Raw genomic sequence first — 19,947 nt, forward strand, 5'->3', positions numbered from 1 at the left:
CCGACTTGCCAGAAAGGTGTGAATGGGAGGGGACACTGTATGTCACGATGGCTGKCCATCACGGGTTGGATCGATGAATTCAATCGTCGCATAGCGATTGTCGCGATCTATTTTGTCCTGTTTGCATCGCTGGTTTGCGCCTTCAATGCGCTCCTGCGTTACAGCATCGGCACGATGATCTGGCTGGACCACAATGTCGGGGTTGGCGGCCTGTTCCGCGGTATTCTGGCTGTCTATGGCCGCAACTCCAATTCGCTTTCCGAACTGCAATGGTATCTCTTCGCCGGCATGGTCATGCTCGGCGGTGCCTGGACGTTGAAATTGAACGAGCACGTTCGCGTCGACCTTGTCTATGGCTCGGTCAGCGAAAGGACGAGGACGTGGATCGATTTGCTTGGCGGTCTGTTTTTTCTGCTGCCGATATGTTGCCTGATGATTTATTTCACATGGCCCTGGTTCGTCCTGTCATGGGTAACCAATGAAGGATCGTCCAACTCAGGCGGTCTTCCGCTCTGGCCCGTCAAGTTGAGCCTGCCCGTGKGTTTCGCACTGGTAGGGCTGCAGGGCATTTCAGAACTCATCAAATGCTATCTCGCCCTCACCACTGATTATGTTCGTGAATTTGCCTACGAGAAACCCGTTCAATGATGACATTCTTTGCTGACAATCTTGCCCCGTTGATGTTCTTCGGGCTGATCATCTTTATGGTGATCGGCTATCCCGCAGCATTTTCCCTCGCCGCAGTCGGGCTTTTCTTCGGCTTTATTGGCATCGAAATGGGTGAAATCAGCCCGGATTTCCTCGGTAATCTCACCTACCAGATGTTTTCGGTCCTCTCCAACGAACTGCTGTTGGCCATCCCGTTTTTTACGTTCATGGGCGTCATCCTTGAACGGTGCGGCCTCGCCGAAGACCTGCTTGAAGGGTTCGGACAGCTGTTCGGTGGCGTTCGCGGCGGCCTTTCCTACGCGGTCATCCTGGTCGGCGCCATTCTCGGCGCAATCACGGGAACCGTCGCCGCCTCGGTGATCGCAATGGGGCTCATTTCGCTGCCGGTGATGGCGAAATACGGCTACAACATCCGCCACGCCACCGGCGTCATCGCGGCTTCCGGCACGATCACCCAACTTATTCCGCCGTCGCTTGTGCTCATCGTCCTTGCCGATCAGCTCGGCAAGTCGCCGGGTGATATGTATATCGGCGCGACCGGAGCGAGCATTGTTCAGGTCCTGCTGTTCGCGGGCTGGGTGTTCGTTCTCAGCATCATCAGGCCGGATCACGTTCCCGCGCTTCCACCTGAAGCGCGTACCCTCCGTGGCTGGCCGCTGCTGGCACGCTGCGCTCGCGGCATGATCCCCTCGCTTGCTCTCATCTTCATCGTGCTCGGCACGATCTTCATGGGCCTTGCCACGCCCACGGAAGCCGGTGCGATGGGGGTTGTCGGCGCCATGTTCATTGCGTGGCTGAACCGGCGCCTGACCTGGAAGCTGGTTTATCAGGCGATGGATATGACGATGCGCCTGACCGCCATGGTTGTATTCATTCTGCTCGGCGCGCGCGTGTTCAGTCTGGTGTTTCAGGGCGTCGGCGGCGGTCACTGGATCGAAACCATGCTGACCTCGCTGCCTGGCGGCGTCGTCGGCTTTCTTATCTTCGTGAATATCTTCATATTTATCCTCGCCTTCTTCCTCGATTTTTTCGAAATCGCCTTCATCGTCATTCCACTGCTCGCGCCCGCGGCAAGCGCACTCGGAATCGACCTCATCTGGTTCGGTGTCATGATCTGCGCCAATATGCAGACGAGTTTCATGCACCCGCCCTTCGGCTTTGCCCTGTTTTATCTCAGGGGCATCGCGCCAAAAGCGATCAAGACCAGCGACATCTACATGGGTGCAATCCCATGGCTGGTTCTGCAGCTGATCCTTGTAGGTCTGCTCATCGCCTTTCCGGGGATGGTTACCTATTTCCTTGATTCGACGCCCGCGGTCGACCTGCAGAATATCCAGCTGAATTTGCCATCCGCTCCAGGCAACGACCTTGGCAATCCGCCGTCATTCGATCTTGGGCAGCCGCCGTCGTTCAAGTGATTGGCTCCGAAACGTCGGCCGGCATCAGCCGGCCGAGCCAGAGTCAGGATTTATTCGAGCCTTATAACTTCTTGATATCTTTACTCTGAACCCGCAATGGAATTCATATCGGCGGTCATGGTATTTCTTTTGTGTACCCAAATCATTGGAGTGCATGGAAATGAMCATCTCAATGAATACTGTAGAATTAGATCAGACTAAACAAACGAACCTTACTGCGAAGCACAGCCAGAAGCTAATAATGCTGCTGGTGCTCACCGCTCTATTGGCAGGGGCCGCCGGTTTGAGACTCGGCGTCGCACTCAGTGTCTCTCTCTGAATGAAGCGGGTGCACCCCGTCGGCAGTTTTCTGGCGTGCGGGGCTGATCTGCAGATAGATCGTAATAAGAGGAAATCCATGACTACGAACAGCAAAGACGACCCTTCACGATTGAAGGGCGTGATGACTGCGCTCGTCACGCCCTTCAAGAACGGCGTAATCGATTATGATGCACTCGGCACCTTGTCGGAGTGGCATATACAATGCGGCATCGATGCCCTCGCCCCCTGCGGGACCACTGGCGAAGCCCCTACCCTTGCGTGGGATGAGCGACTGAAGATTATCAGAACCTGTGTACGAACTTCACGCGGGCGCGTGCCGGTCATTGCCGGTACAGGCACCAACAGCACCGAGCTGACGATTGCCCACACGTCCGCGGCCCAGTCCTGCGGCGCCGACGCTGCCCTCATTGTCACTCCCTACTACAACAGGCCGAGCCAGGAAGGCATCGTGCGTCACTTCGAGGCGATTGCGCAGAGTACCAACCTGCCGATCATCATCTACAATGTGCCGTCGCGTACGGGTGTGGACCTCACTATGCACACCCTCGACCGGCTTGCCCAAATTCCTGCGATCGTGGGCATCAAAGACGCGACTGGAGAGGTCAAGCGCGTCGAATATATTCGCACGATATTCCATGACCGCTTCATACTGCTGTCCGGTTACGATGAGACGGCCTATGCATTCAATCTGCTGGGTGGCGACGGGATGATCTCGGTCATTGCCAACGTGCTGCCGCACGTTTTCGTCGCTCTGCGCGATGCGTGCAAAGCCGGTGACTGGGCGACCGCCAGATACATTCAGCAAAGAGTGCAGCCAGTCTTCAAGGCTTTTGACCTCGATACAAATCCATGCCCGGTAAAGTATGCACTCAAGCATCGCCGTGGCATGAGTGACGAAGTTCGCCTGCCGCTTGTCCCCGTGTCTGTCGAGACAGCGGGCGAGATCAGATCGGCTCTGGATCAGCTTGGCGGGACAGACGATGGCGCCAGCGCGATCTTCAAGCAAGTCGAGACAGCTTCCGACGCTCAGACCGCCCCGCCCGTCTGGCGGGTCTAGTAGGAATACGCAATTCAACAAAATCAATCGCTTCAGGCCACCAAGCCTGAAGCTGAAAGTGAGAAATCATGGCACATGCTGCAAAAAATCACGATAACTCGAATAATTGTTGCCGCTTTCTTGTCGGCCGCAACATCGAAGGCTGCTGGATCGTCTGTGACAGGCAGCGTCTGGTCGGCGGTCTTTTTGCGGACAAGCAATCGGCCGTACATTTTGCCGTTGCGCAAAGCGAGCACCAGCCGGGTGCGGTCTGGTGCGCCGAGGACGATGATTGCCTCCTCGCCGATCCCTGGCAGGACCTGTCCGACCGGTCCTACCGTAAACGCGCCTGAGCGCTAGAGTTCGTCTATAAAACACGAGTAGAGCGACGCTGCGTCTTTCGCCGCTCTCATTTGATCAAGAACACCGGGCGCGCGCAGCTTCCTGGAAAAACACGCCAACACATTGAGATGCTTGTTGGGTTCCTCGTCCGGCGTCAGTAACAGGAAGACAATATCCACCGGCTTGCCATCGATCGATTCGAAGTCGATGGGCTGCTTCAATCGAGCAACCATCGCGACAGGTCGGCCAACGCCGGCGATACGCGTATGCGGAAGGGCAACACTCTGTCCTACGCCGGTCGACCCCAGCTTTTCCCGCTTTAGCAGCGCACCCAGAATCGTGTCGGCTGGAATAGCCGCAAGTTTACTTGCGCTGGCAGACATCGCCTGCAGCGCCTGCGTCTTGGATGACACATCAAGATTCGAGATTACATTTTCCGGCTTTATATAGTCGGCTAATTTCATGACAATTCTCATTCTATTTTCAGTCGCGTGCGCGGGTGGTCACTCTACTTCTCTGAGGCGGTATCCGACGCCGGTCTCTGTCGTGATATATTGCGGTTGATCGGGCAGCCGCTCGATCTTCTGCCGGAGTTGCCGCACGTAAACGCGCAGATATTGCACATCCGTCGAACCTCCCCACACCTGCGCCAGCAGGAACCGGTGTGTCAGCGCCTTACCCGCATGCTGTACGAGAACACGCAGGATTTCGTACTCCTTTGGCGACAGCTTGACCTCTTTGCCATCGACCTTGACGATGCGCTTGACCAGATCGACCGAAAGCCCGCCCGTCTCGAAAATCGGCCTTTCGCCTTGTTGCTGCAGCCTGTGCCGCAATGCGACACGTATACGAGCGACAAGTTCATTCATGCCGAATGGTTTGGTGATGTAGTCATCTGCACCGAGCTCCAGCGCCTGCACGATTCCACCTTCGTCGGTCCGGCTCGACAGAATTACCACCGGCAGATCCGAACCTTCATCGCGCCAGCGACGCAGCAGTTCGTAACCGGAAAGGTCCGGCAGTCCGAGATCAAGCACGACGAGATCCGGCTGAGACAGAGCTATTTGCTCGATCGCGGCGGTGGCGTTCATAGCCTCGACAACACTGTAGCCCTGCGTGCCGAGGCCAAGCCGGAGCAACTTGCGGATGGGTGGCTCGTCATCCACAACCAGGATCTTTACGCTTGAATTTGTCATATGAGTTCTTCCAGGTTTGGCGTCTCCTTCGGAACAGGCATCCTGATCGTGAAGATCGTGCCCGACCGGTCGATACGCCTTTCCGCTTTAATGGTGCCGCCCATGGCTTCTATGAAGCCGCGTGATATCGATAGGCCAAGCCCCGTACCGGCTGTGACCTGATCGCCCTTGCGTACGCGATAGAATGTATTGAAAACCCGTTCCAGATCGTCGGCGGGTATGCCCGGCCCTTCGTCGATGACCTGCAGGATTACCCAGCCATCATCGGTCCAGACCTGAATTCGCAGCGAGGAACCTTCCGGTGCATATTTGGAAGCATTGTCGAGAAGATTGAACAATACCTGCTCGAACAGCACCGGATCGACCCTCAGCATCGGCAGGTCGGGCGGAATATTGACCTCCGTCTTGTGCTGCCCAATGATCTTTCTAGCCCGGCTCAGCGCAGTGCCGACAATGTCGCCAACGTAGTGGAACGCAAAATTCGGCTCCATTGCCCCGGATTCAATCCTGGTCATGTCGAGCAGATTGGCGATGAACCGGTTGAGCCGCTCGGACTCGTCGATGACAGTCCCGAGCAGTTCCACCCGCGCCTCAATCGGCAAGGCCTGCGCAAACTCCTTCAAGGTACCTGCCGCGCCCATGATGGCCGCAAGCGGAGTCTTCAGATCGTGCGAAATCGACGTCAGGAGTGCCGAGCGAAGCCGGTCGGCCTCCGCTGCGAGTTTGGCTCGGTCGACGTCGGCCACAAGCTGCGTGCGCTCTATGGCGACAGCCGCCTGATCAGCCAGTGCATCGAGCAGACGTTGCTGCTCCGGTGTGAGCAGCGGCCCCTGTTTGTCACTGTCCAGCCCTATGACGCCGACCGCCATGCGTCCTGTCCGCAACGGCAGGTAGAGCCGCTTCGCACCCGGCAGCGTGTCGGCTCCCCGCCCTGCGGCACGGTTGTTCTCCCACGCCCAGCGCGCCGCCGCGATGTCCGCATCGTCCAGCGTATCGTCAGGCGGATAGCCAGCCTTCACTTCGATTGTCCCATGATCTGGCAGGAGCAGGACCACACGCAGCTTCAACATCGATGCGATCTGGAACGCCGTCGCCCACAACACATCGTCGAGCGTGCCAGTCCCGGCGAGCTTCTTGCTGAAGAGATAGAGATCTTCGGTCGTCCGGGCGCGCTGACGTGCTGCCGAGGCCTGACGCTGGACCCGTGCGGTCAGATTGCTGGCAATGACAGCGACACCAAAGAAGAAGGCTAGCGCGATGACGCTTTCGGGATCGCCAATATCGAGCGTGTAAAGCGGCTGGAGAAAGAAGAAATTGAGCATCAGGGCGCTAAGGACGGATGCGAACAAAGCCGGCCAGAGCCCAACCGAAACGGCGGAAGCAAGCACCGCCATGAGAAAGACAAGCGCAATGTTGCGCACGTCAACCACGCTAGAGAGTAAAAGGCCGAATACCAATGCACCGATCACATAGCCAGTGCTCAAGAGATAGGCTCTGATCCGGACGCTCGCCATTGGCGCCTGCTCGGCGGTCCGCACCGTAGCACCCGCATGCTCTTCGCTTCCCGAGATGACATGCACGCTGATATTGCCGGCCCGGCGGATCAAATCATGGGATACCGAACCTTCAAGGAGTTCGCGCCATTGCGGCTTGTGCGGCTTGCCGATGACAATGTGTGTAACATTGTTTTCCCGTGCGTGACGTGCGATTTCCTCGGCCGCATCCCGGCCCGGGAGCGTGATCGCGTCACCGCCTAGCTGGCTTGCAAGGCGCAAGGTAGATGCGATCCGATTCCGATCCGCTTCTGAAAAACGCGTCGACCGATGTGTCTCCACGTTAACAGCTGTCCACGGCGCCCGTAGCCGATCCGCAAGACGGCGGGCATATCTGACAAGTGAAGCACCGCCCGGATGCTCATCAATACAGACGAGAACCCGGTCGCCGGCCGGCCAGGGCCCGGATATCGCATTCGCCTGCATATGCGTAAGCAGCTGATCATCGACACGTTGCGCGGTACGCCGCAGTGCAAGCTCGCGCAGGGCAGTCAGATTACCCGGCGAAAAATAGTTTTCCATGGCGCGCTTGGCGTTGGCGGGAACGTAGACCTTGCCCTCCTGCAGACGCTTGATCAGATCAGCGGGCGTCAGATCGATAATCTCGACTTCATCGGCCTGGTCGATGACCGAATCCGGCACTGTTTCGCGCACTCGTACCTTGGTGATCTGCGCCACGACATCATTCAGGCTTTCGACGTGCTGGATGTTCATCGTCGAATAGACGTCGATATCGTGTGCCAAGATCTCCTGCACATCCATATACCGCTTCGGGTGGCGCGTGCCTGGAGCGTTCGTATGTGCGAGTTCATCAACCAGAACGAGGCTTGGCCGGCGTGCGAGGATCGCATCGAGGTCCATCTCCTGAAGATGATGATCCTTGTAGTTGATCTGTGTGCGCGCGATCACTTCGAAACCGTTGACCAGCGCCTGCGTTTCTTTGCGGCCATGCGTCTCGACGACGCCGATCACCACATCCTTGCCATCTGCAAGTGCCGCGCGGCCAGCCATCAGCATTTCATAGGTTTTGCCCACACCGGGTGCCGCCCCGAGAAAAATCTTCAGCCGTCCTCTCGTCTCGCGCTCCGCAGTTTCAAGGAGTGCATCGGGTGATGGTCTCCTGTCGGTGTCGCGGCTGTCAGTGGGCATTGTGGGCCTCTCATGCCAGAGCCGGGGGTTTGCGGCTGCAAATCCCCGGCTCCCATTCAACTACTGTGCCGTCAGGCCATCAAGTGCCTGGTTCAGCGCCAGCACATTCACCACCGGCTCCCCCATGAAACCGAGCTCGCGGCCCTGGACGTTCTGATCGACCAGCTGACGGATGCGGGTTTCATCGATACCGCGCGCCTTGGCGACGCGTGGCACCTGGAAGTAAGCGCCTTCCGGCGAGACGTGCGGATCCAGGCCGCTGCCCGAGGTGGTAACGAGGTCTATCGGCACCGGAGTATTCGGGTTGGTTGCCTGTAAAGCGGCCAGATCCGTCTTGATACGATCGATCAGTTTCGGATTTGTCGGTCCGAGATTGGACCCACTGGACGCAGCGGCATTGTACCCGTCACCCGCAGCAGATGGCCTGCCATGGAAGTACTTGTCGGCGGCGAAGGCTTGACCGATCAGTTCGGAACCGATGACGGTACCGTTCTTCTCGATAAGGCTGCCATTGGCCTGCCGCGGGAACAGGACCTGAGCGATGCCGGTCATGCCCAAAGGATAGATAAGGCCGGTTATGACCGTGAAGGCGATGATCATGATAATCGCGGGTTTGAGTTGTTTTAACATTGGAATAATCCTTTACGCCAAGCCGAGGCTTGTGATGACCACGTCGATAGCTTTGATGCCGACGAAGGGGACAATGACGCCGCCGAGGCCATAAATCAGAAGGTTGCGCCTCAGCAGCGCGCCGGCACCGACAGCCCGGTATTTGACGCCCTTGAGCGACAACGGGATAAGTGCGACGATGATGAGTGCATTGAAGATGATCGCCGACAGGATGGCGCTCTGGGGTGTCTGCAGTCCCATGATATTGAGTGCGCCGAGCTGCGGATAGAACGCCAGGAACATTGCCGGGATAATGGCGAAGTATTTGGCAATGTCATTGGCAATCGAGAAGGTCGTCAACGCACCGCGGGTCATCAGCAACTGCTTGCCGATACCGACGATCTCGATCAGCTTGGTAGGATCGCTGTCCAGATCGACCATGTTGCCGGCTTCGCGGGCTGCAACAGTACCGGTGTTCATGGCGACGCCCACATCTGCCTGGGCAAGTGCCGGTGCATCATTGGTACCGTCACCGCACATGGCGACTAGCTTGCCCTTCGACTGCTCGTCTCTGATCAGCGTGAGCTTGTTTTCCGGGGTTGCCTGGGCGAGGAAATCGTCAACGCCGGCTTCTGCTGCAATGGCGGCAGCGGTCAGTGGATTGTCGCCGGTGATCATCACCGTGCGGATGCCCATGCGGCGCAGCTCGGCGAAACGTTCGCGAATGCCACCCTTGACGATATCCTTCAAGTATATGATGCCAAGCAGCTTGCCATCGCGGACGACCGCGAGCGGTGTGCCGCCGCCTTTGGCGATCTGGTCGGCGATGGCCTGCAGATCGCGAATGGTCTCGGCCGTGGCGCGTGTCGCAACAATCGTTCCACCAGCTCCGGGCGTCGCAAGCGACATCTGATTGGCATAGGCGAGAACAGCGTCGACAGCGCCCTTGCGGATCGATGAGCCATCGATATCGACACCGCTCATGCGGCTCTGTGCGGTGAAGGGCACAAAGGTCGCATGCAGTGTCTGCATGTCCCGGGCCCGTATGCCGTATTTTTCCTTGGCCAGTACGACGATCGAGCGGCCCTCGGGAGTTTCATCCGCCAGCGAAGCAAGCTGTGCGGCATCGGCAAGTTCCTGTTCCGATACACCCTTGACCGGGAGGAATTCCGTTGCCTGACGATTACCGAAGGTGATCGTGCCGGTCTTGTCGAGGAGCAGAGTATCGACGTCGCCTGCGGCTTCGACGGCGCGCCCAGACATTGCCAGCACATTGAACTGGATAAGACGATCCATGCCCGCGATACCGATCGCCGACAGCAATGCGCCGATCGTCGTGGGGATCAGCGTCACGAACAGGGCAACCAGCACGACGACCGGGATTGCGCCGCCCGCATAGGAGGCAAAGCTCGGAATTGTCGCCGTAGCAAGAACGAAGATCAGCGTCATGCCTGCAAGAAGGATGTTGAGCGCGATTTCATTGGGCGTCTTCTGGCGCTCGGCACCTTCAACGAGTGCGATCATCCGGTCAATGAAGGTCGAACCGGCCGCCGCGGTGATCCGAACGCGCAGCCAGTCGGACAAAACTTGCGTTCCGCCAGTCACTGCAGACCGGTCACCACCGGACTCGCGAATGACAGGAGCGGACTCGCCAGTGATTGCCGATTCGTTGACCGAGGCGATACCTTCGACAACCTCGCCGTCTGACGGGATGATATCACCGGCATCGACGAGGACAATGTCGCCAACCTTCAGGCTCGCGCCAGGCACAAGCTTGAAATTGGTGCGGTCATCACCGGAAAGGAGCTTCGCCTGGGTTTCGGTCCGCGCCTTGCGCAACGAATCTGCCTGGGCCTTGCCGCGTCCCTCGGCCACCGCTTCGGCGAAGTTGGCAAAGAGCACCGTGAACCACAACCAGATGATGATCTGGAAGGAGAAACCGAGACTCTGTCCGCCTGTTGCAATGTCCTTGACGAAAAGCACGGTCGTCAGGGCTGAAACCACGGCGACGACGAACATAACGGGGTTTCGGATGAGGCTGCGCGGGTTTAGCTTTTTGAAAGCGCCACCGATAGCAGGTATCAAGATGGATGAGTCCATAAGACTCGCTGATTTGGACTGGCTCATTTGAGACTCCAGTTGTGAAGGTGAATAAACCCGTATGCGGCGAGCCAGACGAACAACATCATCAGCGTCATGCCGAGAATGATGTCGGAAGCGCGCACACGCTTTTCTGCTCCCCGCGCCAAATTTCCGGCGCGAGGCTTGAGGTTGAATTGCAGGTAACTGTGACGCATGACGGGACCCATCAGAATGTCTGCCCGAGGCCGATGGCGAGGTGCTCGACGATCGGTCCAACGGCCAGCGCCGGGAAGAAGGTGAGACCGCCGACGATCAGGATGACACCGACGAGCAGACCAACGAACAGGCCGCCGTGGGTCGGAAAGGTGCCTGCGGATTCCGGAACGGTTTTCTTGGCAACCAGCGAACCGGCGATCGCCAGGGCTGGTATGATGACGAAGAACCGGCCCATCCACATCCCGATACCGAGCGTAATGTTGTACCAGGCCGTATTGCCCGTCAGACCGCCGAAGGCCGAACCGTTGTTCGCCGCTGCGGAGGTATAGGCGTACAGGATCTCCGAGAAGCCATGCGGACCGGCGTTCGCTATGGAAGCGACTGCGGACGGCAGGACCGTGGCTATCGCCGTAAAGCCGAGCATTGCCAAAGGCAGAACAAGAACAGCAAGCATGGCCATCTTGACCTCCTTGGCCTCGATTTTCTTGCCAAGATATTCCGGCGTACGGCCAACCATCAGGCCAGCCACGAAGACTGCAATGATGACGTAGAGCAGGATGCCATAGAGACCGGCACCGACGCCGCCGACAATCACCTCTCCCAGCATCATGTTGATGAGGGGTATCATGCCACTGATGGCCATGAAGCTGTCATGCATCGCATTGACCGCACCGCAGGAGGCGGCCGTTGTGATAACCGCAAACAACGCGGACAAGGCTATGCCGAAGCGTGTCTCCTTGCCTTCCATGTTGCCGCCGTCAATCCCGAGAGCGTGGACCAGCGGATTGCCGGCAGCCTCACCCCAATAGCAGACGACGACACCCGCCAGGAACATGACGCCCATGGCAGCAAAAATCGCCCAACCCTGGCGCTGGTTACCGGCCATGCGGCCGAACACATTGGTCAATGCCGCGCCGATCGCAAAGATCGTAACCATCTGGATGAGGTTCGAGATGGCATCGGGATTTTCGAATGGATGCGCCGAATTGACGTTGAAGAAGCCACCGCCATTGGTGCCGAGCATCTTGATCGCAAGCTGCGAAGCAACCGGACCGACGGCGATCGTTTGCTTGGCGCCTTCCAGCGTCGTCGCATCGACATAGGTTCCGAGCGTTTGCGGAACGCCGAGATAGACGTAGACCAACGTCAGCACGATGCAGATCGGCAGGAGAATATACAACGTACATCTGGTCAGATCGACCCAGAAATTCCCGATTGACCGGCCGGAGGCTCTGGTGAAACCACGGATCAGCGCGATCGCTATGGCAATACCGGTTGCTGCCGAGACGAAATTCTGAACAGTGAAACCGGCCATCTGCACGAGATACGACATCGTGCTTTCGCCGCCGTAATTCTGCCAGTTCGTATTGGAGACAAAGCTGACCGCCGTGTTGAATGCGAGCCCGGGCTCCGTTGCGCTCATTCCGGCGGGATTGTAGGGAAGGACGCCCTGGAACCGCTGCAGGAAATAGAGAACGATAAAGCCGGCCAAACTGAAAAACAGCAGCGCCGCTGTATACGTCGTCCAATGCTGCTCTTCTCGTTCGCTGGTTCCGGCTATGCGGTAGAGACCTCGCTCCACGGGAACGAAGATGGGCGAAAGGAATGTGCGATCGCCGTTGAAGACGCGCGTCATGTAGCCGCCGAGCGGTTTCACGAGCAAAATGATGATCCCGCAGAAGACGAGGATCTGTATCCAACCGTTGAGAGTCATGGTGTAGCTTTCCGGGCCTTGGCCGGTAATGCGCTGGAGACCGTTTGAGAATTCAGCTTGTCGAGGGAGCTGGTGCGGTTCTCGAGAACCGGAGCGCAGTGGACATTTTCGTCCATGAGCACCGGAAGCGCGGAGAATCGCATCAGATGCCCGTCAAGCTGGAGTAGTAAACGGTCTCTTAGAAGCGCTCCGGACGAACGAGGGCATAGGTGAGGTAGGCGAGGAGGAACAAAGTCACTGCGCCGCCGAGAATATAGTCGATAGTCATTTGCCGCTCCTTCCAGTCACAGATTATCGCAGGCTTTGGTGTAGGCCAGCGAGAGGACTAGGAACAAAATACCTATCGCGAGAACAACAATGTCCATCGATAGAACTCCTTATTGATTGCATAAATGGTCCAATCAGATGGGGCAGTGGCAACACTGCCAAGCTCGCTGATCGCGGCGGAATATGGCTCGAAACGTCATAAAAGTTCGAGACGGGACACGGGGATAAGAAATAAAAAAACTATAAGGATTTGAAATCTACTAAGGCCTGAATCGATGGTTCCGTGCTGGTCAGGGCAAGAGTTTCATCAAGGAGGCAAGAGCTGCCATAAAGACAAGCATCCCCAGCGCAAGCGGAATGAGCGATCTGATGGATCTTATATCCGCCGGACCGCCTTGTTCTTTAACCTTGGCTTCAGACCTCTCTGAAGCCGCATTTCGTGATATTTCGCGCATCAACCCGTCACCAGCCAGCTGCTCAACAGGATGACGGCCACGCCCGCAAGGATGACCAACCAAAGGCGCAGGAAAACACCGAGTTCCTCCCGGTAGCCTGCGGAGGTGATTTCAGAGTCTTGGATTTTATGCGGGGGCAAGGTGACCCGCTGTGCATGGTGCATATGCTGGGCTGCATAATAGATTCCTGAACGCGGAAGCATCGTATTCATCCTTCTGATTGCCGTGGTTTGACGGTCGGACAAATCCACAGCGCGAGGATAGAAGGGGATGAATATTTTTTCGATTGGACTGCAAGGGCAAAGATATAAAAACGGCGTAGTGAGCAAACGACGAAACGAACACGCCAGTTTGCCGCAGCGCTCGCGGCAACTTTGTTTATTTTCGTGCGTTGCACTCCAGGGTCTCCATTCAAGGGTCAGCCATGAAAACTGCATTTCTCATCATCGGTGCATTGCTGGTGCTCGCACTGCTCGCAGCGGCCGGCGTCTATTACTATTCGCGGGAGTCCGCGACTGTTCCCATCGAGCAAGGATATGGCCCCGACCCGACCTTGCCTCCGCCCAATCCCAAACCCATCACCACGGTCAACATCGCCGAGGCTTCCTCTTGGCCGGAAGGCAAAACGCCGACAGTTGCTCCAGGGATGAAAGTCAACGTCTTCGCCAAGGACCTTGACCATCCGCGCTGGCTGCACGTCCTGCCCAACGGCGATGTGCTCGTGGCCGAAACCAATGCGCCCGCCCGGCAGAACCAATCCTTCAGCATCCGCAGTTGGGTCGAAGACCTCATCATGGGCAGGGCCGGTGCGGGGGTGACAAGCCCGAACCGCATCACGCTGCTGCGCGACGCCGACAATGACGGGGTGGCCGAGATAAAGGAGACGTTTCTTGAGAACCTGAATTCGCCCTTTGGGATGGCCCTTTCTGGCGGCAAGCTCTACGTCGCCAATACCGATGCGATCGTCGCTTACCCCTATGGTGATGGCGAAACGAAGATTTCCGCGGCACCCGAAAAGATCGCGAACCTGCCAGGCGGCCCGATCAATCACCACTGGACGAAAGATGTGATCGCCAGCGTCGACGGGACAAAACTCTATGCGACGGTCGGATCGAACAGCAATGTCGGCGAGAACGGCATCGATGCGGAAGCCAACCGGGCCGCCGTCCTCGAGATAGATCTGAACACGAAGAAAACCAGGCTGTTTGCGTGGGGTCTGCGAAACCCGAACGGACTATCCTGGAACCCCGACAGTGGTGCACTCTGGGCCGCGGTCAATGAGCGCGACGAGATCGGCAGCGATCTTGTTCCGGACTATATGACGTCAGTCAAGGATGGCGGATTTTATGGCTGGCCATACAGCTACTATGGCCAGAATGTCGATGTGCGCGTCAGCCCGCAAAACCCGGAGCTTGTCGCCTCGGCCATCAAGCCTGACTATGCACTCGGTCCGCATACGGCTTCGCTGGGTTTGACCTTTTATACCGGTTCGCTCTTTAACCCTGAATACAAAAACGGCGCGTTTGTCGGGCAGCATGGCTCCTGGAACCGCCAGCCCCGCAGCGGATACAAGGTTATCTTCGTTCCGTTCAGCAATGGCAAGCCGAATGGACCTCCGCAAGACATACTGACGGGCTTCGTCGATGGCGATAAGGCTCTCGGTCGTCCAGTAGGCGTTGCGGTCGACAAGGCCGGCGCTCTTCTGGTGGCGGACGATGTTGGCAACACCATATGGCGGGTCACTCCCTCCGCACCGTGAATCGGGAACCTATTGTACGCTCGTCGGTTAGAGCCGAAACGGGAGTGCAATCATGGCTGAGTATTCATGGCTTCTGATACTGATTGGGGGGCCCTTCATATTGGGCCTGTTGCTGGCACGGAATGAGACAGCGCCGACTGAGCCGTTATGAACGGGAAGCTCGCGATCGGGCCACTGACCGCATCTATCGCGAAGACCAGTAGCAGCTGCCTCGGATCTGAGTTCGCTCAAGGAATTTGCGGTGAAGCGTTCGCCCTCCAAAAGCTTGTCCATAACGATCCATCCGGCGCCTATCTGCGAATGATTTCGTGAAACTCGTCGCGTTGGCCAGGCACGTCCTCCGCAACCACGAGACCGAGGCCCTTCTGATCGAACAGGGTGAACCACTCATCCCATTCGACCAAACGCGGCGCGCCGAAATCTTCGGGACGGTCCGCGCCCTCATGATCATCATCCTCATAGGCATGCTGACCGAACCGGATGGAGAGCACGGGTTCGTCGCTTCCAATCAGTTCTTCGGCATCGCGAATGGCGGGTATGCCGGATCGCGCCGCCGCCCAGTCTCGTATCTCTTGATGGTCCGTAAGCAATCTGGTCGCCGTCATGGGGTATTTCTCCTATGCTTTTTTAACGCGTCAAAAGTACCCGGGTTCCCGTGAAGAATAGACTTGGTACGGTTCGTTCACTTTTTCATTCGCCGGGAACATTTTGCTTCCTTGCGCCTTAAAACTCAACGAAGCTCCGGTCAGTCAATTGCAAAAAAGGAATAGACCATGGATAGCGGCATCACGATCAAACCATATTCTCACCCCGTGACCGTACGATTTCACAATGTCGTAATAGCTTCGACGGAACGGGCATTGGAATTACTGGAACCCGGACACAATCCAGTTCTCTATATCCCCTTCGACGATATCTATTTCGCCCATCTCGAAAAGACCGAAACCAGCACGAAATGCCCTTGGAAGGGCAACGCCTCCTACTGGCGGGTCACAGGTCAGGGCGAGTCGGCCAGCGATGCCATGTGGGCTTATGAAGACCCCATACCGGACGTCGCTGCAATCCGGGATCATGCAGCATTCGATCCAAAGAAAGTAACATTCGAGTGAACGACCATTGGAGGTTTCAAAATGGCCGGCAAGCCAAAAGAGAAATGGTCAAAGGATGTCACCGAGAATAGTGACGCGCTCGACCTTGAAGCCCATGTTTTTGAACAGCACGACCCGCACAAGATCGCTATCTCGCTGAAGCGGTCCGCAGAGCAGTCGGAACGACGGAAATCAAGCCCTTACCGGTCTGCGATGTCGATGTTGACGTTCTATATCAACCGTGCGGGCCACAATTTGCCCGACAAACAAAAGAATGTATTGGAGCGTGCCAAGGACGAACTAAGGAAGGAATTCGGCCGCACCTGGAGGTGCCGTCCGGAGACTTTATTGCTGCTATGTCTACTGCGGACATACAATTGCGCTTGTCCGCAAACGGCGTACTGTTCTTGCGTGAATAATGTAGAAGGGTACTCGGATGGGCCAAAGGCAGGACCACAAATTGGAATGCGCAAACTGTGGTACAATCTATCTGGACATACCCGCAGACGTAGATTCAAACTCGCCGATACACTGTAGATCCTGCGGCAATTTTCTTGGCTCGTGGGGCGATCTAGAGACCGATTTTGCCCGCCAAGGTGGGCAACACGGTGTTTTCCGTATGGAAAAAGGGATGATTACCCGGCTCGACGAACCTGCACAGGTTCTTCACGGTGCAGCCAACCAGAACTCGCCCAAACCTCTGAAATCGAATGAGGTAGTCTAGATCAAGTTTATCCTTCGCMGGGATATTGTTTGGCGGCCAGCGGTCTGGGCAGGTACGTAGTATTGCGCGCCAGCATATCGACCGCATTGATTACAACATCGGGCACTTTCCTGAGATCGGCGAAATCCGTGCGGCCCATGGCTCCACCGACCCAATAGGCAACGGCATTCGGCGCCAATGAGAACCCGACATGGTTGAGCGCCTGGAAAAGCTCATCCGAGACATGATGCGCCCCGTCTTCATTGCCAACGAGGCGCTTCTTCGCAGACCTGCCCTCGCGTTCATCGGTCTTGTCAATCTTGGCTTGAATTTCACGGTGCCGTTTCGCAGTCTTGTCCCCTGGAACTATCTGCTTCGATCTGGCGTTTTCGACCAACAGCACAACCGAGGGACGACAGATGGCCAAACAACCGAAGATTGCCCGCATTTGGCGTGGCCGAACCCGGCCGGAACGCGCTGATGAATACGAGGCGTATAATTACGAAGCTGGAATCAGGCCGCTGATCGAAAAGGCGCTCGGGGTGCAGACCTTGCGGGAGGACCGGGAGGACGAGACCGAATTCATGACGATCTCTTATTGGGAGAACGTGGGTTCGATGGCGCACTTCACCGGAGGCGACCCCAACCGCATCCATCATCTCGCCCGGGATAGTGAATTCCTGATCGAGCTGCCTACCCACATACAAGTTCTCAAAATCCGTTCGGCTCACGGCCTGACTGGATTCGGCAAGTTCGTTGCAGACTTCCGATGAGAATATTCGCCTTCGGCACTTTAAAGAAAGGTTGCCCGCTGCATGCACACGGCCTGAATGATGCCGTGTTTCTGGGAAACTGCCGCACGGTCGAGCGGTTTCCCATGCTCATTGCTGGATCCTGGTTCACTCCGATGATGCTGGATTTGCCAGGCACCGGGCTTCGGGTAAAAGGCGAACTCTACGACATTGCCGAAAGCCAATTGCCTCTACTGGACGCACTCGAATCCGTTGGCTTGCCCGGCAATTTTCGCAAGTCAATCAAAATCTGCGATGAAGACGGCAACCTCGCAGGCTGGGCGTTTGCATTCCTCAAATCGCCAGATCTCGCCATCCCGGTTCATTCCGGCTACCTGGATGAATATCTGGATGGAAGGTTCATCCCTCCATGGGAACGACAGAAATAGAGAAAAGCCCGCCACTAGATGACGGGCTTTCTGGATCACTTTTCTTTTGGGACGGAGTGTTTGCAGATAGTCAGGCGGCCGCTGCCCGGTTGAGTGAGCCTTCGGCCAGTTTCGATAGCGCGGCGTCGGTGGCGATTTCCTCCTGCAGGGTTGCTCCCAGCAGTTTCTTCGCGTCGGGCATATTCAAATCCCCGGCCCAGCGCGCCAAGGTTCCGTATCGCGCGATCTCATAATGTTCAACGGCTTGAGCTGCAGAAGCCAGTCCGGCATCCAGAGCAGGCTGATCCTTGAATTCGTCCAGGATTTCCTCGCCCTCGGCAATAATACCTTCTATGGCCTCGCAGGTCTTGCCCTGTGCACGTTTGCCGAAAATTTCGAAAACCTGTTGCAGGCGCTCGACATGAACCTCTGTCTCGTCCCGATGCTTCTCGAAAGCAGCCCTCAGTTGCGGGGACGCCGCGCCCTTGGCCATTTTCGGCAGCGCCTTTAAGATCTTGCGCTCGGCGTAGTAGATATCCTTGAGGGTTTCATGAAAGAGTTTATCCAGTGTCTTCTCGGCCATTGTACGACTCCCATTCGTTTGGCGGTTTCGCGATTAACGCAATCTGACGTTGCGCAAGTAATCGACCGCGGGAGTAACGAAGGTGCTGGACAATGGTTCCTTGTTTTCGACTGGAAAGATAATCCCACTGCCCTGAAATAAATTAGCCGAATGAATATCCTGCGCCGCGCACTGTGCGGATGGGATCGATGGAGCGACCAATATTGATGGCCTTGCGCAAGCGCCCCACATGCACGTCGACGGTGCGGTCATCGACATAGATGTCGGCGCCCCAGACATTGTCGAGCAGCTGACCGCGCGAGAAGACACGGCCGGGAGATTGCATCAGGAATTCCAGGAGACGGAATTCCGTCGGGCCGAGTTTGAGTTCGCGTTCCTTGCGGTAGACGCGATGTTGCTCGCGGTCGAGCTTGAGGTCGCCAAAGCTCAGCACATGCGACAGAAGGCTCGGATTGACCCGGCGCAGCATGGATTTGATGCGTGCAAGCAGCTCCGGCGTCGAGAACGGCTTGACCATGTAATCATCCGCGCCGGTCGCAAGGCCGCGCACCCGCTCGCTTTCCTCGCCGCGTGCCGTCAGCATGATGATCGGCAGGATTTCCGTTTCGCGCCTGGCTCTCAGGCGCCGGCAGAGTTCGATGCCGGAAAGGCCAGGCAGCATCCAGTCCAGGATCAGCAGATCCGGCACTTTCTCCCGCAAAGCTATTTCCGCTTCGTCGCCGCGCGCGATCGTCTCGACTGCATAGCCTTCAGCTTCAAGATTGTACCTGAGGAGGACGCTCAAGGCTTCCTCGTCTTCCACAACGGTGATTTTGGGAGCTATAGCCATTTTCTACCTTCAATTAGGATGCGAGAGGTTCATCCACCACGATAGTGTGGGATTGGTCTTCCTTCGGGCGTTCTGCCGGAAGCTGCGTTCCCGTCACAATATAATAAACTGTCTCTGCTATATTCGTCGCATGGTCCCCGATGCGTTCGATGTTCTTTGCACAGAAAAGCAGGTGCGTGCAGGCAGAGATATTGCGCGGATCCTCCATCATGTAGGTCAGAAGTTCGCGGAACAATGACGTGTAGAGCGCATCGATCTCGTCGTCCCGCTCGCGCACGATATTGACCTGCGCGACCGAGCGTGTGGCGTAGGCGTCGAGAACGTCCTTGAGCTGCGTCAAGGCCAGTTCGGCAATGGTCTGCAACCCGCGATAGACGGAGAGCGTCTGCCTCGTATCGGTCACCGCAACCACGCGCTTGGCAATGTTCTTGCCAAGATCACCGATGCGTTCCAGATCCGATGATATGCGGATCGTACCGATGACTTCGCGCAGGTCGATCGCCATGGGTTGGCGCTTGCCGATGATGGTAATCGCCTTTTCGTCGATCTCGCGCTGACCGGCATCGAGGATCAAATCATCCGAGATCACCCGCTGTGCGAGCGCATTGTCCGAATTGACCATGGCAGCGACGGCCTGCTCGACCATCCGCTCCGCATGCCCGCCCATCTCGGCGATCTTGTGCGTCAGGAACTTCAGTTCTTCGTCGTAGGAACGGACGGTGTGCTGTGCTGTCTGTTCGGTCATGATATCAACCTCTTTCCCGTGATCAGCCGAAGCGTCCGGTGATGTAGTCTTGCG

General features: G+C 57.0%; 21 protein-coding genes and 2 pseudogenes. 9 read left to right on the top strand and 14 right to left on the bottom strand.

Annotation, left to right across the window (positions count from 1 at the left end; genetic code table 11):
• Positions 1–39: 39 nt before the first annotated feature.
• The 4 genes from ACXJ5O_RS00735 (at position 40) to ACXJ5O_RS00750 (ending at position 3,797) form a co-directional block, all read left to right on the top strand.
• The gene (locus ACXJ5O_RS00735) at positions 40–648 is read left to right on the top strand and encodes a TRAP transporter small permease subunit (protein WP_457298203.1); all 609 of its coding nucleotides are present in this window, start codon (positions 40–42) and stop codon (positions 646–648) included.
• Positions 645–2,087 (top strand): TRAP transporter large permease, encoded by a 1,443-nt coding sequence (locus tag ACXJ5O_RS00740; protein WP_457298204.1) that lies wholly within the window; start codon positions 645–647, stop codon positions 2,085–2,087. Before ACXJ5O_RS00735 ends, ACXJ5O_RS00740 begins: the two co-directional genes overlap by 4 nt.
• A 397-nt stretch (positions 2,088–2,484) precedes the next feature.
• Positions 2,485–3,465 (top strand): 4-hydroxy-tetrahydrodipicolinate synthase, encoded by a 981-nt coding sequence (dapA, locus tag ACXJ5O_RS00745; protein WP_457298205.1) that lies wholly within the window; start codon positions 2,485–2,487, stop codon positions 3,463–3,465.
• Positions 3,466–3,533: 68 nt separating this feature from the next.
• Positions 3,534–3,797 carry a hypothetical protein gene (locus ACXJ5O_RS00750; RefSeq protein ID WP_457298206.1) on the top strand — a complete coding sequence of 88 codons (264 nt, stop codon included), beginning with the start codon at positions 3,534–3,536 and terminating at the stop codon, positions 3,795–3,797.
• Positions 3,798–3,800: 3 nt separating this feature from the next.
• Here ACXJ5O_RS00750 and ACXJ5O_RS00755 read toward each other — a convergent pair whose 3' ends face one another.
• From ACXJ5O_RS00755 to ACXJ5O_RS00795, 9 genes are all read right to left on the bottom strand, one after another.
• Positions 3,801–4,250: a PTS sugar transporter subunit IIA gene (locus tag ACXJ5O_RS00755; protein WP_457298207.1), complete on the bottom strand. Its 450-nt coding sequence runs from the start codon at positions 4,248–4,250 to the stop codon at positions 3,801–3,803.
• A gap of 39 nt (positions 4,251–4,289) precedes the next feature.
• Positions 4,290–4,982 (bottom strand): response regulator transcription factor, encoded by a 693-nt coding sequence (locus ACXJ5O_RS00760; RefSeq protein WP_457298208.1) that lies wholly within the window; start codon positions 4,980–4,982, stop codon positions 4,290–4,292.
• Entirely contained in the window at positions 4,979–7,684 is a 2,706-nt protein-coding gene (locus tag ACXJ5O_RS00765; RefSeq protein WP_457298209.1) for a DUF4118 domain-containing protein, read from the bottom strand. The genes ACXJ5O_RS00760 and ACXJ5O_RS00765 overlap by 4 nt, the downstream gene beginning before the upstream one ends.
• Positions 7,685–7,744: 60 nt before the next feature.
• Positions 7,745–8,314, bottom strand: a complete 570-nt coding sequence (gene kdpC, locus ACXJ5O_RS00770) for a potassium-transporting ATPase subunit KdpC (RefSeq protein ID WP_457298210.1) — start codon at positions 8,312–8,314, stop codon at positions 7,745–7,747.
• A gap of 12 nt (positions 8,315–8,326) precedes the next feature.
• The gene (gene kdpB / locus ACXJ5O_RS00775) at positions 8,327–10,420 is read right to left on the bottom strand and encodes a potassium-transporting ATPase subunit KdpB (protein ID WP_457298211.1); all 2,094 of its coding nucleotides are present in this window, start codon (positions 10,418–10,420) and stop codon (positions 8,327–8,329) included.
• Positions 10,417–10,590, bottom strand: a complete 174-nt coding sequence (locus tag ACXJ5O_RS00780) for a hypothetical protein (RefSeq protein WP_457298212.1) — start codon at positions 10,588–10,590, stop codon at positions 10,417–10,419. The genes kdpB and ACXJ5O_RS00780 overlap by 4 nt, the downstream gene beginning before the upstream one ends.
• An 11-nt stretch (positions 10,591–10,601) precedes the next feature.
• Positions 10,602–12,305, bottom strand: a complete 1,704-nt coding sequence (gene kdpA / locus ACXJ5O_RS00785; protein WP_457298213.1) for a potassium-transporting ATPase subunit KdpA — start codon at positions 12,303–12,305, stop codon at positions 10,602–10,604.
• Between the two features lie 178 nt (positions 12,306–12,483).
• Positions 12,484–12,573, bottom strand: coding sequence for a K(+)-transporting ATPase subunit F (locus tag ACXJ5O_RS00790; RefSeq protein WP_100003438.1), 90 nt, complete (start codon positions 12,571–12,573; stop codon positions 12,484–12,486).
• Between the two features lie 453 nt (positions 12,574–13,026).
• Entirely contained in the window at positions 13,027–13,464 is a 438-nt protein-coding gene (locus ACXJ5O_RS00795; protein ID WP_457298214.1) for a hypothetical protein, read from the bottom strand.
• Between ACXJ5O_RS00795 and ACXJ5O_RS00800 the strand changes: the two genes are divergently transcribed.
• Positions 13,452–14,786 (top strand): PQQ-dependent sugar dehydrogenase, encoded by a 1,335-nt coding sequence (locus tag ACXJ5O_RS00800; protein WP_457298215.1) that lies wholly within the window; start codon positions 13,452–13,454, stop codon positions 14,784–14,786. The two genes, ACXJ5O_RS00795 and ACXJ5O_RS00800, sit on opposite strands and share 13 nt — an antisense overlap.
• Positions 14,787–15,076: 290 nt before the next feature.
• On the opposite strand, the gene ACXJ5O_RS00805 is transcribed toward ACXJ5O_RS00800, so the two are convergent.
• Positions 15,077–15,391 (bottom strand): hypothetical protein, encoded by a 315-nt coding sequence (locus ACXJ5O_RS00805; protein WP_457298216.1) that lies wholly within the window; start codon positions 15,389–15,391, stop codon positions 15,077–15,079.
• A gap of 168 nt (positions 15,392–15,559) precedes the next feature.
• Between ACXJ5O_RS00805 and ACXJ5O_RS00810 the strand changes: the two genes are divergently transcribed.
• Together ACXJ5O_RS00810 and ACXJ5O_RS00815 are read left to right on the top strand one after the other, a co-directional pair.
• Entirely contained in the window at positions 15,560–15,895 is a 336-nt protein-coding gene (locus ACXJ5O_RS00810) for a DUF427 domain-containing protein (protein ID WP_112523936.1), read from the top strand.
• A 21-nt stretch (positions 15,896–15,916) separates the two neighbouring features.
• Positions 15,917–16,195: pseudogene (locus ACXJ5O_RS00815) on the top strand (DUF3175 domain-containing protein); the annotation flags it as partial.
• Positions 16,196–16,605: 410 nt separating this feature from the next.
• Here the strand turns inward: ACXJ5O_RS00815 and ACXJ5O_RS00820 are convergent.
• A pseudogene (locus ACXJ5O_RS00820) lies at positions 16,606–16,854 on the bottom strand (NADPH-dependent oxidoreductase); the annotation flags it as partial.
• A 142-nt stretch (positions 16,855–16,996) separates the two neighbouring features.
• Here ACXJ5O_RS00820 and ACXJ5O_RS00825 point away from each other — a divergent pair.
• Together ACXJ5O_RS00825 and ACXJ5O_RS00830 are read left to right on the top strand one after the other, a co-directional pair.
• On the top strand, positions 16,997–17,350 hold the full coding sequence (locus tag ACXJ5O_RS00825; RefSeq protein ID WP_457298217.1) for an antibiotic biosynthesis monooxygenase family protein: 354 nt from the start codon (positions 16,997–16,999) through the stop codon (positions 17,348–17,350).
• Positions 17,347–17,757, top strand: coding sequence for a gamma-glutamylcyclotransferase family protein (locus ACXJ5O_RS00830; RefSeq protein ID WP_457298218.1), 411 nt, complete (start codon positions 17,347–17,349; stop codon positions 17,755–17,757). The genes ACXJ5O_RS00825 and ACXJ5O_RS00830 overlap by 4 nt, the downstream gene beginning before the upstream one ends.
• Before the next feature lie 70 nt (positions 17,758–17,827).
• On the opposite strand, the gene ACXJ5O_RS00835 is transcribed toward ACXJ5O_RS00830, so the two are convergent.
• The 3 genes from ACXJ5O_RS00835 to phoU all read right to left on the bottom strand — a co-directional run bounded on the left by ACXJ5O_RS00835 (position 17,828) and on the right by phoU (position 19,893).
• Positions 17,828–18,319, bottom strand: a complete 492-nt coding sequence (locus ACXJ5O_RS00835) for a YciE/YciF ferroxidase family protein (RefSeq protein ID WP_457298219.1) — start codon at positions 18,317–18,319, stop codon at positions 17,828–17,830.
• Between the two features lie 142 nt (positions 18,320–18,461).
• A complete protein-coding gene (gene phoB / locus ACXJ5O_RS00840) occupies positions 18,462–19,148 on the bottom strand; it encodes a phosphate regulon transcriptional regulator PhoB (protein WP_162701772.1) in 687 nt (228 codons plus the stop codon).
• Positions 19,149–19,161: 13 nt separating this feature from the next.
• On the bottom strand, positions 19,162–19,893 hold the full coding sequence (gene phoU, locus ACXJ5O_RS00845) for a phosphate signaling complex protein PhoU (protein WP_112523958.1): 732 nt from the start codon (positions 19,891–19,893) through the stop codon (positions 19,162–19,164).
• Between the last annotated feature and the right edge of the window lie 54 nt (positions 19,894–19,947).

The sequence above is a fragment of the Phyllobacterium sp. P5_D12 genome (assembly GCF_054049495.1).

Bases quoted from the DNA above. Each gene is read 5' to 3' on its own strand.
- ACXJ5O_RS00740 (WP_457298204.1), top strand. From the start codon at position 645: ATGATGACATTCTTTGCTGACAATCTTGCCCCGTTGATGTTCTTCGGG.
- dapA (WP_457298205.1), top strand. From the start codon at position 2,485: ATGACTACGAACAGCAAAGACGACCCTTCACGATTGAAGGGCGTGATG.
- ACXJ5O_RS00750 (WP_457298206.1), top strand. From the start codon at position 3,534: ATGGCACATGCTGCAAAAAATCACGATAACTCGAATAATTGTTGCCGC.
- ACXJ5O_RS00755 (WP_457298207.1), bottom strand. From the start codon at position 4,250: ATGAAATTAGCCGACTATATAAAGCCGGAAAATGTAATCTCGAATCTT.
- ACXJ5O_RS00760 (WP_457298208.1), bottom strand. From the start codon at position 4,982: ATGACAAATTCAAGCGTAAAGATCCTGGTTGTGGATGACGAGCCACCC.
- ACXJ5O_RS00765 (WP_457298209.1), bottom strand. From the start codon at position 7,684: ATGCCCACTGACAGCCGCGACACCGACAGGAGACCATCACCCGATGCA.
- kdpC (WP_457298210.1), bottom strand. From the start codon at position 8,314: ATGTTAAAACAACTCAAACCCGCGATTATCATGATCATCGCCTTCACG.
- kdpB (WP_457298211.1), bottom strand. From the start codon at position 10,420: ATGAGCCAGTCCAAATCAGCGAGTCTTATGGACTCATCCATCTTGATA.
- ACXJ5O_RS00780 (WP_457298212.1), bottom strand. From the start codon at position 10,590: ATGCGTCACAGTTACCTGCAATTCAACCTCAAGCCTCGCGCCGGAAAT.
- kdpA (WP_457298213.1), bottom strand. From the start codon at position 12,305: ATGACTCTCAACGGTTGGATACAGATCCTCGTCTTCTGCGGGATCATC.
- ACXJ5O_RS00790 (WP_100003438.1), bottom strand. From the start codon at position 12,573: ATGACTATCGACTATATTCTCGGCGGCGCAGTGACTTTGTTCCTCCTC.
- ACXJ5O_RS00800 (WP_457298215.1), top strand. From the start codon at position 13,452: ATGAAAACTGCATTTCTCATCATCGGTGCATTGCTGGTGCTCGCACTG.
- ACXJ5O_RS00795 (WP_457298214.1), bottom strand. From the start codon at position 13,464: ATGCAGTTTTCATGGCTGACCCTTGAATGGAGACCCTGGAGTGCAACG.
- ACXJ5O_RS00805 (WP_457298216.1), bottom strand. From the start codon at position 15,391: ATGACGGCGACCAGATTGCTTACGGACCATCAAGAGATACGAGACTGG.
- ACXJ5O_RS00810 (WP_112523936.1), top strand. From the start codon at position 15,560: ATGGATAGCGGCATCACGATCAAACCATATTCTCACCCCGTGACCGTA.
- ACXJ5O_RS00825 (WP_457298217.1), top strand. From the start codon at position 16,997: ATGGCCAAACAACCGAAGATTGCCCGCATTTGGCGTGGCCGAACCCGG.
- ACXJ5O_RS00830 (WP_457298218.1), top strand. From the start codon at position 17,347: ATGAGAATATTCGCCTTCGGCACTTTAAAGAAAGGTTGCCCGCTGCAT.
- ACXJ5O_RS00835 (WP_457298219.1), bottom strand. From the start codon at position 18,319: ATGGCCGAGAAGACACTGGATAAACTCTTTCATGAAACCCTCAAGGAT.
- phoB (WP_162701772.1), bottom strand. From the start codon at position 19,148: ATGGCTATAGCTCCCAAAATCACCGTTGTGGAAGACGAGGAAGCCTTG.
- phoU (WP_112523958.1), bottom strand. From the start codon at position 19,893: ATGACCGAACAGACAGCACAGCACACCGTCCGTTCCTACGACGAAGAA.